13 protein-coding genes are annotated in these 15,530 nt (G+C 62.2%); 2 read left to right on the top strand and 11 right to left on the bottom strand.

Annotation, left to right across the window (positions count from 1 at the left end):
- Positions 1-229 precede the first annotated feature (229 nt).
- Positions 230-1,246 (bottom strand): trypsin-like serine peptidase, encoded by a 1,017-nt coding sequence (locus ABD884_RS17070; protein ID WP_345048360.1) that lies wholly within the window; start codon positions 1,244-1,246, stop codon positions 230-232.
- A gap of 236 nt (positions 1,247-1,482) precedes the next feature.
- Entirely contained in the window at positions 1,483-2,415 is a 933-nt protein-coding gene (locus ABD884_RS17065) for a trypsin-like serine peptidase (RefSeq protein WP_345048358.1), read from the bottom strand.
- Between the two features lie 210 nt (positions 2,416-2,625).
- Here ABD884_RS17065 and ABD884_RS17060 point away from each other — a divergent pair, with 210 nt between their 5' ends.
- A complete protein-coding gene (locus tag ABD884_RS17060) occupies positions 2,626-4,845 on the top strand; it encodes an NADP-dependent isocitrate dehydrogenase (RefSeq protein ID WP_345048356.1) in 2,220 nt (739 codons plus the stop codon).
- Positions 4,846-4,999: 154 nt separating this feature from the next.
- On the top strand, positions 5,000-5,446 hold the full coding sequence (locus ABD884_RS17055; RefSeq protein ID WP_345048353.1) for a DoxX family protein: 447 nt from the start codon (positions 5,000-5,002) through the stop codon (positions 5,444-5,446).
- A 101-nt stretch (positions 5,447-5,547) separates the two neighbouring features.
- Here ABD884_RS17055 and ABD884_RS17050 read toward each other — a convergent pair whose 3' ends face one another.
- The 9 genes from ABD884_RS17050 to mmsA all read right to left on the bottom strand — a co-directional run bounded on the left by ABD884_RS17050 (position 5,548) and on the right by mmsA (position 15,375).
- Positions 5,548-6,384, bottom strand: a complete 837-nt coding sequence (locus tag ABD884_RS17050) for a hypothetical protein (RefSeq protein ID WP_345048351.1) — start codon at positions 6,382-6,384, stop codon at positions 5,548-5,550.
- 125 nt (positions 6,385-6,509) lie between these two features.
- Positions 6,510-7,304 carry a hypothetical protein gene (locus ABD884_RS17045; protein WP_345048349.1) on the bottom strand — a complete coding sequence of 265 codons (795 nt, stop codon included), beginning with the start codon at positions 7,302-7,304 and terminating at the stop codon, positions 6,510-6,512.
- 179 nt (positions 7,305-7,483) lie between these two features.
- Positions 7,484-8,554 carry a Gfo/Idh/MocA family protein gene (locus tag ABD884_RS17040; protein ID WP_345048346.1) on the bottom strand — a complete coding sequence of 357 codons (1,071 nt, stop codon included), beginning with the start codon at positions 8,552-8,554 and terminating at the stop codon, positions 7,484-7,486.
- 56 nt (positions 8,555-8,610) lie between these two features.
- Positions 8,611-8,862: a hypothetical protein gene (locus tag ABD884_RS17035; RefSeq protein ID WP_345048343.1), complete on the bottom strand. Its 252-nt coding sequence runs from the start codon at positions 8,860-8,862 to the stop codon at positions 8,611-8,613.
- A 138-nt stretch (positions 8,863-9,000) separates the two neighbouring features.
- Entirely contained in the window at positions 9,001-9,702 is a 702-nt protein-coding gene (locus ABD884_RS17030; protein ID WP_345048341.1) for an ABC transporter ATP-binding protein, read from the bottom strand.
- A 2-nt stretch (positions 9,703-9,704) separates the two neighbouring features.
- Complete coding sequence (locus tag ABD884_RS17025; RefSeq protein WP_345048338.1) at positions 9,705-11,153, bottom strand: ABC transporter permease; 1,449 nt, start codon at positions 11,151-11,153, stop codon at positions 9,705-9,707.
- Positions 11,154-11,353: 200 nt separating this feature from the next.
- Positions 11,354-12,454: a substrate-binding domain-containing protein gene (locus tag ABD884_RS17020; protein WP_345048336.1), complete on the bottom strand. Its 1,101-nt coding sequence runs from the start codon at positions 12,452-12,454 to the stop codon at positions 11,354-11,356.
- A gap of 51 nt (positions 12,455-12,505) precedes the next feature.
- Positions 12,506-13,774 (bottom strand): multiple monosaccharide ABC transporter permease, encoded by a 1,269-nt coding sequence (gene mmsB / locus ABD884_RS17015; RefSeq protein ID WP_345048334.1) that lies wholly within the window; start codon positions 13,772-13,774, stop codon positions 12,506-12,508.
- 44 nt (positions 13,775-13,818) lie between these two features.
- Positions 13,819-15,375, bottom strand: coding sequence for a multiple monosaccharide ABC transporter ATP-binding protein (mmsA, locus tag ABD884_RS17010; RefSeq protein ID WP_345048332.1), 1,557 nt, complete (start codon positions 15,373-15,375; stop codon positions 13,819-13,821).
- Positions 15,376-15,530: the final 155 nt, after the last annotated feature.

Genomic DNA, 15,530 nt, shown 5'->3' with positions numbered 1-15,530 from the left:
GTCACGACACCCGATGCTGGCACCCACGTTACAAAGAGACCTCGCCCCTCCCAAAGGGGCTGGCCCTGTCCCTATCAGCAGTCAACGCGTGTCTCCGGAACCGGCGACAACACCCCCCGGATCATCAGTGACAGGGCAAGAAAGTCATACCGGGTCCAGCGACCAAATCCCCGGCTCTCGGGGACCCAATAAATGTAACGGGGCATGTCCCTTGTTGCGGTGCTGTGCGTTACGGTGCCGTGGATGCGGCCTGGTACGTGCCGTGGATGACGGTGCCCCAGTACGGGCCGTACATCGTGGTGGAGTTGCTCCCGTAGCCATAGCTGCTCACCGAGTTCTGGTACCCGCCGGAGCTGGTGCCGATGAACCACGGGCCACCGGAAGAACCGCCGGTCATGTTGCACGGGATCCCCTGGGTGTTGTCCTGCGGGTCCTTTGGATCATCGGTAGCCGTGCCGGAGCAGCTCTTGAGCGACTCGCCATCGAAGGGGGGTGCTGCAGGATAGCCGAACGACTTGTAGACCAGCCCTCGGGCCCCGTTGAACTGGACTCCCGATGCGCCCACTACGGCTGAGAGCTTCTGGCCATTGAGGGGGTTCATGACGGCAAAACCTGTGTCGTACTGCATGTCTCCACTCGAGGACCACTGGTTGGTGGTGTACAGCGCCTTGGCCGTCCATTTGCCATAGGGGGCGGCGCCGTTCGAGTAAGCAGGAACGAACGTGAACTTGGTTGAGAACGCCCCGGGGCCCTCGTTGACGCAGTGACCCGCAGTGGACACCGTGCTTTGGTTGGTCGAGGTGACGGAGTTGCCGGAGCAGACATAGTTCACCCCGCCGAGGGTGAAGAACACTTTTCCGATGTGCGGAACAGGGGCCTCGCTGGCGTTGGCTTTGCGATCGACGGTGGGGGACTGGGGTGCCGCGCTGCTCGCCTTCTGGCCTTGGATTGTCAGGGTGCGGTCCGGCCCGGGTGAAACATGGAGAGCGCCGAGGTCCACTTTGGCTTGTCCGCGCGAGAGCGCTTTGTCTGCGAGAACGTCGCCGGCGACGGCGTTCTTCATGCGCTCAGGAGTCCAGTAGTCGGCGGTGTTACTGTCCGACGTCGAAAGGCTGCTGACGGTCGACGCGTCAGTGCCGCGGTCGACGGACGGAGCCGCGGTGGCTCCGCCGCCGGATCCCAGCGCGAGCACTCCGGCGGTAGTCAGACTGAGCAGGCTTGTGGCCAGTGTTTTGGTTCTCGTCACAGTTGTCCTAGCTATCGAGGGTGAAGGCGGCCGGGTTGTGGTGGCCACCCACTGACGGAACTGAAACTACGCGCCCTGTGACAAGATTGTAAATAGATTAGTCAAATTTTCTGAGATTGAGCTTTCGCTTGTGACAAATAGTGAATATTGTGGATTTCCCGATGCTCAGGCGAACTAGGATCGGGATGCTGTTTCGTAGGCATCCCGGATAACAGATCCCCAGTATGGCCCATAGATCAAGGCCGGGCCCCGGGGTAGCCGTAGCTCGTAATGGAGTTTTGGAAGGAGTCCCGCTCGGAGTCGACCATCCAAGGACCGCCCGAGGAACCTCCGGTCATGTCGCAGGGAATGCCCTGTGCCTTGAACTGTGGATTGATGGGATCCTTGGTGGCGTCGCCCGAACAGCTCTTCAGTGATTGACCGTCGAAAGGCGGAGCGGCAGGGTAACCGAAAGCTTGGTAGCTCAGTCCGCGGTCTGCGTTGAACTCCACCCCTGAGGCGCCAACGACGTCGGCCAGGTGCCGGCCGTGCACGGTAGCAGTGACTGCGAATCCGGTGTCATAGCGGATATCGCCGGCAGTGCGCCACTGGGGAGTGGTGTAGAGGGCTTTGGCGGGCCAGATGCCGTAGGGGGCGGTTCCGTTGAGGTAAGCGGGAACGAAAACGAAGTTCTGGACAAATGCCCCAGGTCCTTCGTTGACGCAGTGTCCTGCTGTGGCCACCGTGCTGTCGTTATCAGACACGACGGCGTTGCCGGAGCAGACATAAGCGAAGGCTCCCATGGTGAAGAAGACTTTGCCGACGTGGTCAATGGGGTCTTCGTCTTGATGCAGGCTCGAGCTGCCGCCTTTGGCAGGGCTCGCGATTTTCACGGGCGGGCCAGCTTCGACAGCGCCATTGGCAGTGCCGGAAGCGGCACCCCTCGCGATGGCTTTCCCGGCGAGGACGTCGCCGGGAATTGCCGTTCGCATTCGTTCCGGGGTCCAGTAGGCCGCGGGATCGGTGTTTGCAGTTGCCAGACTGACGAGCTGAGGCGTCCCAGGCGCCGCGAAGCTCGAAACCGCATGAAGAGGTGTTGCGGCTGCCGCCCCTCCAGCGGCACAGAGGGTCAGAAAGGCGAAGGTAAGGAGGCTCAGGAGACCGGTGATGGGGAGTGATTTCTTTGTCATGATTGTCCTGCCAATCGACGGGTGGCTATGTGTTATCGGCCACAGCTTGACCCATTGAAACTACTCCCATTTGGCGCGTTGGTACATAAGGTTGGTCTGGGTATGACGTTGCATACGCGGCGCGTGGCCGTCCCGGTAGGCGTCAACGCGGCCCCCTCAGGTAAGTTAGAGATGTTGAAATCTGCAGACTTTCAGGGAGATGCCCCGCCAATGGCAAAGATTATCTATACCCACACTGACGAAGCGCCGATGCTGGCGACTTACTCGTTCCTGCCGATTGTGGAAGCTTTCGCCTCGACGGCCGGCGTGGAGGTCGAGACTCGCGACATTTCGCTGGCTGCCCGAATCATTGCCGTCTTCGGTGACTACCTGACTGAAGAGCAGCGGATCAGCGACGCATTGGCCGAACTCGGTGAACTGGCCAAGAAGCCCGAAGCAAACATCATTAAGCTCCCCAACATCAGCGCATCCGTCCCTCAGCTGAAGGCCGCCATCGCAGAACTCCAGAGCCAAGGGTACGGGCTCCCGGACTACCCGGACAACCCCTCCTCTGACGATGAGACGGACATCCGCTCGCGCTATGACAAGATCAAGGGTTCGGCCGTCAACCCGGTCCTGCGCGAAGGCAACTCGGACCGCCGTGCGCCCCTGTCGGTGAAGAACTACGCTCGCCAGAACCCACATTCCATGGGTGCCTGGAGCGCCGATTCCAAGACCAACGTTTCGCACATGACGGAGGACGACTTCCGCTCCAATGAGAAGTCCGTGGTCATCCCGGCTGATGACACCATCAAGATCCAGATCGTTCGAGAAGACGGCACCGTCAAGGTCCTCAAGCCCGCCTTCCCTGTCCTCGCCGGCGAAGTAGTCGACGGCACCGTGCTTCGCGCAGCGGCCTTGGACGAGTTTCTGGCTGCCCAGGTAATTCGTGCCAAGGAAGAAGGGGTGCTCTTCTCCGCACACCTGAAAGCCACCATGATGAAGGTCTCGGACCCCATCATCTTCGGCCACGTCGTCAAGGCGTACTTCTCCGAGCTTTTCGACACCTACGGCAAGCAGATCGCTGCCGCGGGCCTGAGCGCCAACAACGGCTTGGCCTCCATCCTCAACGGCCTCGACGAACTTCCTGAGGACGTCCGCGAAGGCATCCAGACGGCCATCAAGAAGGGCTTGGCAGACGGCCCGCCGCTGGCCATGGTTGACTCCGACAAGGGCATTACCAACCTGCATGTTCCCAGCGACATCATCGTTGACGCTTCGATGCCGGCAATGATCCGCAGCTCCGGCCACATGTGGGGCCCGGATGGCAAGGCAGCCGATACACTCGCGGTCATCCCGGACAGCTGCTATGCGGACGTCTACCAGGTGGTCATCGATGACTGCCGTGCCCACGGCGCCTTCGATCCCACCACCATGGGTACGGTCCCCAATGTGGGCCTCATGGCACAGGCGGCCGAGGAATACGGCAGCCACAACAAGACGTTCGAGGCCGAGAACGCCGGTACCATCCAGGTCGTGGACTCCTCCGGGAGCGTGCTGATCGAACACCAGGTCTCCCCGGGTGACATCTGGCGCGCTTGCCAGACCAAGGACGTGCCGATCCGGGACTGGGTCAAGCTTGCTGTCACCCGTGCCCGCGCCTCGAAGATGCCGGCCGTGTTCTGGCTCGATGAGACCCGTGCCCACGACGCCCAGCTGATCGCCAAGGTCAAGGAATACCTGAAGGACCACGACACTGACGGCCTGCAGATCGAAATCATGTCCCCGGAGAAGGCCACGGCTTTCACGCTGGAGCGGATTCGCAAGGGCGAAGACACCATCTCAGTCACCGGCAACGTGCTGCGTGACTACCTGACAGACCTGTTCCCGATCCTCGAACTCGGCACCAGCGCCAAGATGCTTTCGGTGGTTCCGTTGATCAACGGTGGCGGACTGTTCGAGACCGGTGCAGGCGGTTCCGCCCCGAAGCACGTCCAGCAGCTCCTGCAGGAAAACCACTTGCGCTGGGACAGCTTGGGCGAGTTCCTTGCCTTGGCTGTGAGCTTCGAGCACCTTGCCACCACCACCGGCAACGCCCGGGCGCAGGTCCTCGCCGATACGCTTGACCGCGCCACAGGCACGTTCCTGCTGGACAACAAGTCCCCGAAGCGTAAGGTCGGCGAACTCGATAACCGAGGCAGCCACTACTACCTCGCCAAGTACTGGGCTCAGGAACTAGCCAAGCAGAACGACGACGCCGAGCTCGCCGCGGCCTTCTCCGCCGTCGCCGAGGCCCTGAGGTCCAACGAGGAAACCATCGTTGCCGAGATGCTCGGTGTCCAGGGCTCGCCCGTCGACCTCGGCGGCTACTACCGCCCCGACGCCGCGAAGGCAGAAGCCGTGATGCGTCCCTCCGCAAAGCTCAACGAAGTTGTGGCCACGCTGAACTAAGCGCCCCGCCCCGCACAACTAGCTCGCAGTTGTTGTCGTTTTGAGAGGTAATAACGTCAACAACTGCGAGCTAGTTGCGTTTAACTGACGGGTCGCCCGGACACGGCCTGATTGCCGTTTTGAGCTGAGCGATCTGCATGGAAGATTGGATCGAGTGAAGTTCCTCTTTCCTTCTCAGACCTCGTCATCTCGCGGCATTGCGTTTCTGCGGGTCGTGTTCGGCGGCCTTTTGCTGCTACATGGCGTCCAGAAGCTGCTGGCTGGACAGCCGGTGTTTGAGGCCACCATCACCGCAATGGGGGTTCAAAGAGCGGAGCTGATGTCCTGGCTGGTTATTTGCGGTGAGAACGGATTGGGCGCACTCTTGGTACTCGGCGCCCTGACCAGGGTGGCCGGTTTCCTGGCAGCTCTTATGTATGCCGGGATCTGGTTTGTTACAGAAGCGGGTAAGCCGTTGTTGAGTGATCGTCCCGGAGTCAACGCCGAGCTTCTCATTCTGTATATCGCATTGGCATTGGCGTTTGCCTTTATCGGTTCGGGAGCGGCCTCGCTGGACCGGAAACTGTTCGCCGGGAAGCCAGCCCGGAAGTCAGGCCACTAGGCAAACCCCCGTACGGACTCCTCCGCGGGGCTATTTGCCCTGCGGAGGAGCCGGGGAACCGGGCTGCGGCCCCATTGCGGTAGAACAGCCCGAGCCGGTGACTATGCGGGCTTGCTTGCCCGGATCTTCCGACGGCCCGCCATCACGATGAATCCACCCAGTAGCAGGAACGCCGCGAACAGCACCCCTCGCCCATTGAAGCCAGTGCTAGCCAGAGCAGTCGTTCCGGGGCCGGCAACCACCGCCGTAATGGTGGTGGCTGCGCCGGCTGGCGCTGCAGCCCCTGATGGAGGAGCAACAAGCGACGGGTCGGCGACTGGTGCGTTGATTGCGGGGGTGCTCCCGGCGGGAGTGTTGGCGACTCCGGAAGACAGACCCAGATCAACCGAAGCGATGCCGACCGTCAACGGCAGGTTCAACGGGGCGGTGAGTCCCGTACCCAAGACGCCGGTGCCTGTGGCGCTGTCTGGCGGCGTCGTAGGACTGGTGCCTGTTGAACCGCTTGTTGGCGTGGTGCTGAGCAGGTTGACGGTCGTGTCGCCAACGGCGACCGGTGGAGTGACGGGGCTGCCAGACGTTCTGCCTGGGCCCGAATTGTTCAGAACTGCCAGGGAGGTGGCTCCGACATTAACAGGGACCGATATCGGAGCCACCGCCTGGGTTCCGGACGGGACAGTTGTTCCGCCGGAATTGTCCGCCGGGGTCGGAGCCGGGGCGGGTGCGGGGGTGTCGGTCGCGACGCTCGAAGTTCCCAGTACTGTGAGCGTCGTCGACCCGATGTTCACCGGTATGGACACCGGTGCAACAATTTGAGTGCCTGAGGGAGTGCCTTGTGCACTTGTAGAGGTGTCTGCCGCATTCGCGGCAGTTGCGCCGAGGGCTATCAATCCACCGGCAAAGAGGGTGCCAAGCAACCCCTTGCGAATAATGCTGTGCATGTTGTCTTTCTCCTGAATGAGTAGTTCCACCAGGCGCGGCAGCCCGCAGGAAACCGCGGGAGCGCCCGGACCGGCCATCTGCCACCGGCCAGAATCGACTTCTGGGGAGGCGGCGGGGCTTGGAACTAATCAGGGGAAGAACCTGGGTCGAACGACACTGGAGCCGGAGTTCTGCCGGCTGTAGTTGCGGAGATAAGGATGCCGGCGAAAGGGGGAAGCAGGTTGATGCCTGGAAGCCACCCGGCAGTCGTTCCCGAAGGATTGCTTGTAAGGGCTGCTGCGGCGCCTCCGGCAACGGCCCCGCTCGGCGCGTCGGCAGAGGGCGTCCCGCCGGACGGAGGCACCGAAGGATCCTCGGAAGCGGTGGCCCAGACCATCGTGTTCCAAGGAGATATGCCCACGCCCGGCGGGTCAAAGGGGTCAGCGGGGCTGACCGCGGGGGCCGCGACATCTTCCGCCAAGGGTGAGCTCGCGTGGGTCGTGGGCGCGAGGGCGGCGGACGGCCCGGGAAGGGTCGCATCGAGCTGGGCCGTGGGAAGCCCCACGGCTATGCCCGGGATGCTGACTGGAAGTGCACCCGCGGTAGATCCAACGGTGCCAAGAACCGGGGACACAACCCGGCTGGCTACGGTACCGAAGCCCGTTCCAACCCCGTCTACGGCGCCTGTTGTGGTGGACACGACGGGAGCAGGCACAGTAGCAAGCATGCCCTCGGGGACGACGCCGTTGACGACGGGCGTGCTGGCCACACCTTGGTCGATTGCCCTGGTCAGTCGTGGCAGTGGGTGCGCAACAACCGCCGGGGTTGGAGCCGTGGCGTCGTGGACAACGTTTGTCACCGCCGAGCCTGCACCGCCCAATAAGGAATGATGGTTGCTGTCACCCGAATCAGCATTGGCTGCAGTGGAGGACAGTGCCATCCAAACGACCGCACCGGCGCCAGCCAGCATGACGGAGCGGAGAACATGAAGAACGCGCAGCTTACTTCGCACAGCTTCCATCTCGACACCCCCCAGCGTCCGGTTGGATTGACGATCTCCCTCATCGTAGGCCTGAACTAGTTAACTAGTCCAGAAGCAATGATCACCACTGAGTCGGCTCACCGGGCGTCGTTGGCGTACCTGACTCCGAGTTGGGAGCGGACCCCGTCGAAGAGGCGCATCGTGTTGAGCGAATCGTCCAAGGGCATGACGGGACTCTCGGTCAGTCCTTGCTGGACGCAGCGGGTGACCTCTCGCAATTCGTAGGTGTAGCCGATGCCGACCGAATCAAAGCGCTCAATGCGCGGCTCGTCCCAGCCGGTTCGAATCAGAAGCTCGCGTGGATTGTTGATGGATCCTTGCGTCTGCAGAAAACCCTGGGAGCCGGCGACGGAGGCGCAGCGCGGCCCATGGGCCAGCAAGGAGGAGGTCAGCTGGGCGATAGCGCCGCCGTCGTAAGCCAGCGTGAGCGCGTTCTGGGAGTCGACGCCGTCGTCCGTCAAAGTGCCCACCGCGCTGACTGATTGCGGGAAGCCGAGGGTGCCCAAGGGCCACAACAGGGCGTACACCGTGAGGTCCAGAAGTGCCCCGCCACCGGCCGCAGGGGCCCAGATCCGGGCTGAGGGATCGTAGGGCGCGGGGAATCCCAAGTCTGCGCTGACCCACTTGATGTCGCCCAGTTCACCCGACGCGGCAATAGCGAACGCCCGCTGGATACTCGGTAGGAAACGACTCCACACCGCCTCCATGAGGAACAGGTTCCGATCCCGGGCCAAGCCGACCAGCTCAGCCGCCTCACGGCCGTTGATGGTCATGGCCTTCTCGCACAGGACGTGTTTGCCGGCATTGAGGGCATCCCTGACGATGCTGAAATGCTGAGCGTGCGGGGTGGCCACGTAGACAACATCGACGGCGTCATCGGCGAGCAACCGCTGGTACCCGGGAACGTCGCCGTCGTCCCCATAAGCTTTCGTGACGCCATGCGCGGCAGCAAAGGCCTCCGCGGATTCCCGGCGTCGCGAACTCACGGCATGCAGCTTTGCATCTTCAAGCTGGGTGAGCTCGCCAACCACAGTTCTGGCGATCCCCCCGGTGGCCACAATGCCCCAGTTCAGGGCCTTGCCGGTGGCTGCCCGGGGATCCTGGTTCGGCTGGCTGAACAACCAAGGCTTGGCGATATGCAGACTCATGCGGCCTATCCTCTCATTCCCCGCATGCGCTTGGCAGGACGCGATCGAACCATGAGTCATGTCTGTTTGCTCACAGTGATCTCTGTTTCGCTGGTGAAGATCGCCTTTGTGGATACGGGCTTCTCGCAAAGCCGGGCTCGGCGCAGATCTCCTTGGCGGGCGGCCCGGCTCCATTCGCATGTCCCGCGGTGACCTTGAAGAATAACGCCGTCGACGCCGGAGCCACCACCGGCGGGAGCGGAACCGGCGGCGTCGGGATGGCCGCGCCCGCGCTGGCTGTTTCGGAACCGCGGTGCTGTTGGGTGCATTGGCCGGGGCTGTTCCGGCGCTGGTGGCTGTACGGGTCAAGGTCATTGACGCGATTCGCTTTTGAAGGACTCCCGGCCTCCCCGGGCCGGGAACCATGCGGTTCCCGGCCCTACCGTAGGCGGCCGATTCCTGGGAGATCAGGCCCCGGCAGCAACCCGTGGCCGCACGGTTTCCTCGCTCAATTTGCCTTGCTGTAGCCGGAAGCGGCGTTCGGTCTTCTGAGCCAGGCTCCGGTCGTGCGTCACCACCAGAATGGTGGTGTTGTGGTCACGGCTCAAAGAACTCAGCAGTTCGATGATGTGTTCGCCGGTCTGCTCATCGAGGTTGCCGGTAGGTTCGTCGGCCAGGATGAGCTTGGGCTCATTCGCCAGCGCCCGGGCAATGGCAACCCTCTGCTGCTCACCGCCTGAGAGCTTGTTGATGCGGCGCGACTGCTTCTCCGGATCCAGCTGCACCTGCTCCAGGAGGGACCGCGCCCGCTCCAATCGGGCGGCCTTCCGCATTCCGGCAAACTCCATGGGAAGCATGACGTTGTCCACGGCCGAGAGGTTGGGGATCAGGTTGAACTGCTGGAAGACGAAGCCGATGTCCCGGCGTCGGTATTCAGTGAGTTTGCTGGCACGAAGGCCGGCGAGGCTGATTCCATCCACCACGACGTCTCCGCTGGTGGGTTTGTCCAAGGCGCCCAGAAGGGAGAGCAGGGTGCTCTTGCCGCTACCGCTCTTGCCCACGATCGAGGCGAGTGTACCCTTTTCGAGTTCGAAGCTCACTCCGTTGACGGGCTTGATGGTGCGGTCACCGGACGTGAACTGGCGGACCAGGTCTTTGACTTCAATCATGGTTATTCTCCTCGCAGGACTTCAATGGGGCGGATACGGGCTGTGAGCAGCGCGGGTACCAAGGCGCCGACGACGGCGACGCCGAAGACTGCCGCGATGCCCAAGGCGATCACATCAGGGGAGGCGCTCGCGGTGACGGAGGTGAGGAGCTGGGAAGCGCCGCCGAAGGGGCTCCCGCCGGGAAAACCAGCGCCCCCGAAGCCTCCGCCACCGGGGCCGCGCTGGCCCGTGGCCGCCGTCGAACTGTTCGAACTGATCAGCGCCGATGCGATACTGCCGCTCGCGAAGGACGCGATGGCGGCACCTACGATGCTGCCGAGCGCCACGAGGACCAAGGCTTCGAGCACGAACTGCAGACCAATGGTGCGGTTGCGGGCGCCGATGGCCTTCAGGACTCCGATCTCACGACGGCGCTCGCGGACCAGCATGACCATGATGAGCAGGATGATCAGTCCGGCGGTGCCAAGCGCTGCGATGAAGGCCACGAGCGAAATGTTCTTGACGCTGTCCAGGGAACTGACTGCGGTCTCGAGGTTCCGCTGGCCCTGTGTCACGTCCGCCTTGCCGGAGCCGAGGGCAGTCTGCAGCGCCGTCTTGGCCGCGTCCACGTTCGCCATGCTATTGACGGTCACCACCATGCTGGAGAGCTCGCCCGGTGTGGCAGCGAGGGCCTGGGCTTCCGCGAGGGTCGTGTAGACGGCGTTGTTGCCGAAAGTGGTGCCGGCGTCGAAGATGCCTGCCACCGTGAACGTCTTGCCGGCGATGGTGAAGGTTGAGCCGGCCTTGAGGTTGTTCTTTGTCGCGAGCGTGGTCCCTACCAGGGCCTTGGTGCTGGCCACGGTGTAGTCGCCGAGGCCGGTGCCGCTTGTGATGTTTAGGGCTTTGCCAGCAGTGTCCACCTCGGCGCCGATGCCGGTGGCCGTGATGGGCAGCGAGAAGCTTGGCGTGGTTCCGGTACTTCCGGTACTTCCGGCACCTGCGGTTCCGCTGCCGGTGCTGCCGCTGGCGTTGTTGCGATTGCCGAGGGTCCCGGCGTCGATGGCTGCCTGAAGGTTCGTGGTAACGCTGGTGCCGCCGCCAGGACCGCCACCACCCGGTCCGGCCTGCTGCGCGGTGGTACCCGTGGTTGAGGTGGAGGCCGCCGTTGCGGTCTCCAGTCGCAGAGCCTTGGTGCCCACCACGGAGACGACGTTCGGTACGGCTGCCGCCGTCGCGGTCTGTGCCGTGGTCAGCGGCTCGCCGCCGCCGTCGAAGCCCTGCGCACCGGCGGGGTTCACGGTCAGGACCGTGCCCACGGAGGCGTTGAGCTCCTGGACTTTGCCGGCGACGGCTTGGTTGGCCACGAGCATGGCCAGCGCCAGCCCGATCGCGACAGCGAGCACTGCCACCACAGCCGCGGTTCTTATCTTGTTGCGGAAAGCATTGCCTACACTCCGGGCGAGGACGCTCACGATTCTCCTTTTGGACCTGGCCCGCCCCAGCGGCGCGCCTGCTCACCTAACAGTGCTCACTGCGGCTGTGCGACTGTGCAGCTGTTGCTATGCGGGGCCTGTGAAGCAGTGTCCAAGCGGCGGATGGACCCGGAGACGACGACGGCGGCCACCCCCGCAAGTGGGGATGGCCGCCGTCGCTGTGGTACTTGAAGCGGAAACTACTTGGTGATCGGGCCGAGGATCGGATCGTCCACGTAGGCAGTCTTCACGTTGGCGAGGGTCACGATAACCGGAGGCAGCAAGTATGCCGGAACGGTCTTGACGCCATTGTTGTAGGACTTGGTGTCGTTGATTTCCGGGGTCTTGCCGGACTGGACGTCCTGGACCATGGTGATGGCGTGCTCAACCAGCTTGCGGGTGTCCTTGTTGATGGTTGAGTACTGCTCACCCGCAAGGATCGACTTGACGGACTCAACTTCGGAGTCCTGGCCGGTGACGATCGGCAGCGGCTTCCCGGCGGCCTTGACCGACGTCAGAATGGCGCGGGCCAGGGTGTCGTTCGGTGACAGGACACCGTCCAGCGACGCGCTGGTGTAGGTACCTGCCAGCAGGGTGTCCATGCGCTTCTGGGCGTTTTCTGCTTTCCAGCCCTGGGTGACGGCCTGTTCGAATGACGTCTGGCCGGAAACCACCTTGAGGGTACCGTCAGTAATCTTCGGCTGCAGGATGCTCATGGCGCCGTCGAAGAAGACCTTCGCGTTGGCGTCATCGGGGGAACCAGCGAACAGTTCGATGTTGTACGGGCCGTTCGGCTTCTTGGACTTGAGACCGTCCAGCAGGGCCTGGCCCTGCAGCACGCCGACCTTGAAGTTGTCGTAAGCCACGTAGTAGTCCACGTTGGCGGTGTTCAGCAACAGGCGGTCATACGCGATGACCGTAGCTCCGGCGTCCTTGGCTTGCTTGAGTTGCGTGCCCAGCTGAGCGCCGTCAATGGCACCGACGATGATGAGTTTGTCACCCTTGGTGATCATGGCGCTGATCTGGTTCTGCTGCTCCGAAACGCCGCCGTTGGCGAACTGCACATCGGGCTTGAAGCCTGCGCTCGTAAGCCCGTCGTTGAAGAGCTTTTCCGCCAGGACCCAGTTCTCACTGGTCTTCTGGGGGAGCGCGACGCCGATCGAGGAACCCTTGGGGAACGCCTCGCTGCCGCTCGACGAACCACCGGAGCTGCCGCTGTCCGTACGGCCGCAGGCCGTCAGCGCCAGTGCCGCGATCGCAGCTACTGCTGCTGCCTTCCCTGCTTTACCAAACATTCGCATAACTTGGTTCGCTTTCTTTGTTGTGGATGGAACAAGTTGCTGTGAAGCCGATCAGGCTTCCCTCGAGATGGTTTCCCTGGTTGAGGTCGTCTCGTCCGGAGCGTTTTCGCTGCTCCGGCCGAAGTTCTTCATCATCATTCCGATGATCGATTTCTTGCCCTGGGTCTTGTTGTAGACATCGAAGGCGACCGCTGCCAGCAGCACGAGGCCCTTGATGATCTGGGTGAGGTCGGCGCCGACGCCGAGGAGCTGCAGGCCGTTGTTGAGCACAGCCATGACAAGACCACCGACGATCGAGCCGATCACGGTGCCCACGCCACCGGTGACAGCCGCGCCACCGATGAACACGGCTGCAATGGCGTCAAGTTCCCAGCCGACGCCGTCGAACGGGCCCGAAGCGGTGGAGCGGCCAACGAAAATCATGCCGGCGAGTCCTGCCAGGATGGACATGTTCATCATGACCATGAAGTTGACCTTCTTGGACTGGACGCCGGAGAGCTCGGCTGCGTGGCGGTTGCCGCCGACAGCGTAGATGTGGCGGCCGATGACCGTCTTGGCGGAAATGAATCCGTAGATCAGGACCAGGACGGCGAGGATAAGTCCCGGGATCGGGAAAGAGGTGCCGGGGCGGCCCGTGGCGAAGAGGTATGTCGCGTAGAGGATGGCGGCGTTCACCAGCACGAGCTTGGTGACCATGACCCAGCCTTCTTGTACTTCGGCGCCCAATGCCTGTGCGGTGCGGCGGGAACGAATCGCACTGAAAATAACGAATGCGACGGCGATAAGGCCCAGCAGGAGCGTCAGGTTGTTATACCCCGTCTTCGGCCCGACCTCGGGCAGGTACCCGGAGCCCAGGTACTGGAAGTCTTCGGGCACCGGAACGGTGTTGGACTTGCCGACGAACTGGTTGAAACCGCGGAACAGCAGCATGCCGGCCAGGGTCACGATGAACGCCGGAATGCCGACGTATGCCGTCCAGAATCCTTGCCATGCGCCGATGAGGGCGCCGAGCAGGAGTCCGAAGAGCACGGCCGCGTACCACGGTAGGTGCCAGTCCCTGATGGCCAGGGCCACCGAGATGCCGACGAAGGCCGCTACCGAACCTACGGAAAGGTCGATGTGGCCGGCGATGATGACCAAGACCATACCGATGGCCAGAATCAGGATGTAGGAGTTGCCGTTGAAGAGGTTGATGACGTTGCCGGGGGTGAGCGTGCGCCCCTCGGTGAAGATCTGGAAGAAGATGACGAGTGCAACCAGGGCGAAAATCATGCCGAATTGGCGGGTGTTGCCACCGAATAGCTTCTTGAGCGCGTTCATTGTTTTGGGTCCTTGTGTCCGTGTGTTTCTGGAGATGACCGGGGTCAGGCGGCTTTGCGGCTGGATGTCATAAGCTTCATGAGGCTTTCCTGGCTGGCTTCGTCCTTGTTGAGTACGCCAGTGATGGAACCTTCGAAAATGGTGTAGATCCGGTCGGAGAGCCCCAGTAGTTCGGGAAGTTCGGAGGAAATCACAATCACGCCCTTCCCTTGGTTGGCCAGCTGCTGGATGATTCCGTAGATCTCATACTTGGCCCCGACGTCGATTCCGCGGGTGGGTTCATCAAGGATGAGAAGGTCCGGATCGGTGAACATCCACTTGGCGAGAACCACCTTTTGCTGGTTGCCACCGGAGAGCTTCGAGACACCTTCTTCCACCGAGGGAGTCTTGGTGCGCAGCGACTTCCGGTATTGCTCGGCCACCATGAACTCTTTGTTGGTGTCCACGACGATTCCCCGGCTGACCTTCTTCAGGTTGGCGGACACCGTGGTGGTCTTGATGTCGTCCAGGAGGTTCAAGCCCAGGCTCTTCCGGTCCTCGGTGACGTAGCCAAGACCGGCGTCGATCGCTTGGCGGACGTTCCGCATGTTGATGGGCTTGCCGTCCTTGTACACCTGCCCAGAGATGAACCGGCCGTAGGAGTGGCCGAAAACTGAACGGGCAAGCTCGGTGCGGCCAGCGCCCATCAGGCCTGCGAACCCCACGATTTCGCCGCGGCGCACGTGGAAGTTGGAGTTCTTGCAGACCAGGCGGTCCTGAATCTGGGGATGGCCGACGTTCCAGTTCTTGACTTCGAAGAACACGTCGCCGATCTTGGGCGTGTAGTCGGGGAAGCGGGACTCGAGCGTCCGCCCAACCATGCCCTTGATGATCCGGTCCTCGTCGACGCCGTCTTTCTTCACGTTGAGCGTCTCGATGGACTTGCCATCGCGAATGATGGTGATCTCGTCCGCGATCTGCTCAATTTCGTTGAGCTTGTGGGAAATCATGATGGACGTGATACCCCGGCCTTTGAGGCCCAGGATGAGGTCCAACAGGTGCTGGGAGTCCGATTCGTTGAGGGCGGCTGTGGGCTCGTCCAAAATGAGCAGCTTCACGGACTTGTTCAAGGCCTTGGCGATTTCCACCAGTTGCTGCTTGCCGACGCCGATTTCCTTGATGGGGGTATCGGGGTCCTCGCGCAGGCCAACCCTCGCGAGCAATTCGATGGACCGCTTGCGTGCCTCACCCCAGTCGATGATGCCGCGGCGGACGGGCTCGTTGCCGAGGAAGATGTTTTCAGTGATGGACAGTTCCGGGATCAGCGCGAGTTCCTGGTGGATGATCACGATTCCAGCTTGCTCGCTCGCCCGGATGTCCTTGAATTGCTGGACTTCAGCCTGGTAAACGATGTCGCCGTCGTAGCTGCCGTAGGGGTACACCCCGGAGAGCACCTTCATCAACGTGGACTTTCCTGCACCGTTTTCGCCGCAGATGGCGTGGATTTCGCCCACCTTGACCCGGAGGCTGACGTTCGAGAGAGCCTTCACTCCGGGGAATTCCTTAGTGATGGACCGCATCTCGAGAAGGATCGGGTCCGGGTTCGTTGTGGGGGTTGACATACCCTCGCGCCTCCAATGGTTGACGTCGTTGTCGGCTCGGGGATGGCGAACCTATCTGATGAGTATCTGATGAGTATCTGATGAGAAAGTAAACTGGATCACACCGGTTGTCGTCAAGACTTTAACGCAAGACGGGGATAACAGCGTGGTAACGA

This window comes from Arthrobacter methylotrophus (assembly GCF_039539965.1).
In the GTDB taxonomy this organism is placed as follows: domain Bacteria; phylum Actinomycetota; class Actinomycetes; order Actinomycetales; family Micrococcaceae; genus Arthrobacter; species Arthrobacter methylotrophus.
This window is presented reverse-complemented; position numbering and strand designations above follow the sequence as displayed.

What these genes read in the sequence shown, in the direction of transcription:
- ABD884_RS17065 (WP_345048358.1), bottom strand. Translation starts at nt 2,415, where the DNA reads ATGACAAAGAAATCACTCCCCATCACCGGTCTCCTGAGCCTCCTTACC.
- mmsA (WP_345048332.1), bottom strand. Translation starts at nt 15,375, where the DNA reads ATGTCAACCCCCACAACGAACCCGGACCCGATCCTTCTCGAGATGCGG.
- ABD884_RS17040 (WP_345048346.1), bottom strand. Translation starts at nt 8,554, where the DNA reads ATGAGTCTGCATATCGCCAAGCCTTGGTTGTTCAGCCAGCCGAACCAG.
- ABD884_RS17060 (WP_345048356.1), top strand. Translation starts at nt 2,626, where the DNA reads ATGGCAAAGATTATCTATACCCACACTGACGAAGCGCCGATGCTGGCG.
- ABD884_RS17045 (WP_345048349.1), bottom strand. Translation starts at nt 7,304, where the DNA reads ATGGCACTGTCCTCCACTGCAGCCAATGCTGATTCGGGTGACAGCAAC.
- ABD884_RS17035 (WP_345048343.1), bottom strand. Translation starts at nt 8,862, where the DNA reads ATGCACCCAACAGCACCGCGGTTCCGAAACAGCCAGCGCGGGCGCGGC.
- ABD884_RS17050 (WP_345048351.1), bottom strand. Translation starts at nt 6,384, where the DNA reads ATGCACAGCATTATTCGCAAGGGGTTGCTTGGCACCCTCTTTGCCGGT.
- mmsB (WP_345048334.1), bottom strand. Translation starts at nt 13,774, where the DNA reads ATGAACGCGCTCAAGAAGCTATTCGGTGGCAACACCCGCCAATTCGGC.
- ABD884_RS17020 (WP_345048336.1), bottom strand. Translation starts at nt 12,454, where the DNA reads ATGCGAATGTTTGGTAAAGCAGGGAAGGCAGCAGCAGTAGCTGCGATC.
- ABD884_RS17030 (WP_345048341.1), bottom strand. Translation starts at nt 9,702, where the DNA reads ATGATTGAAGTCAAAGACCTGGTCCGCCAGTTCACGTCCGGTGACCGC.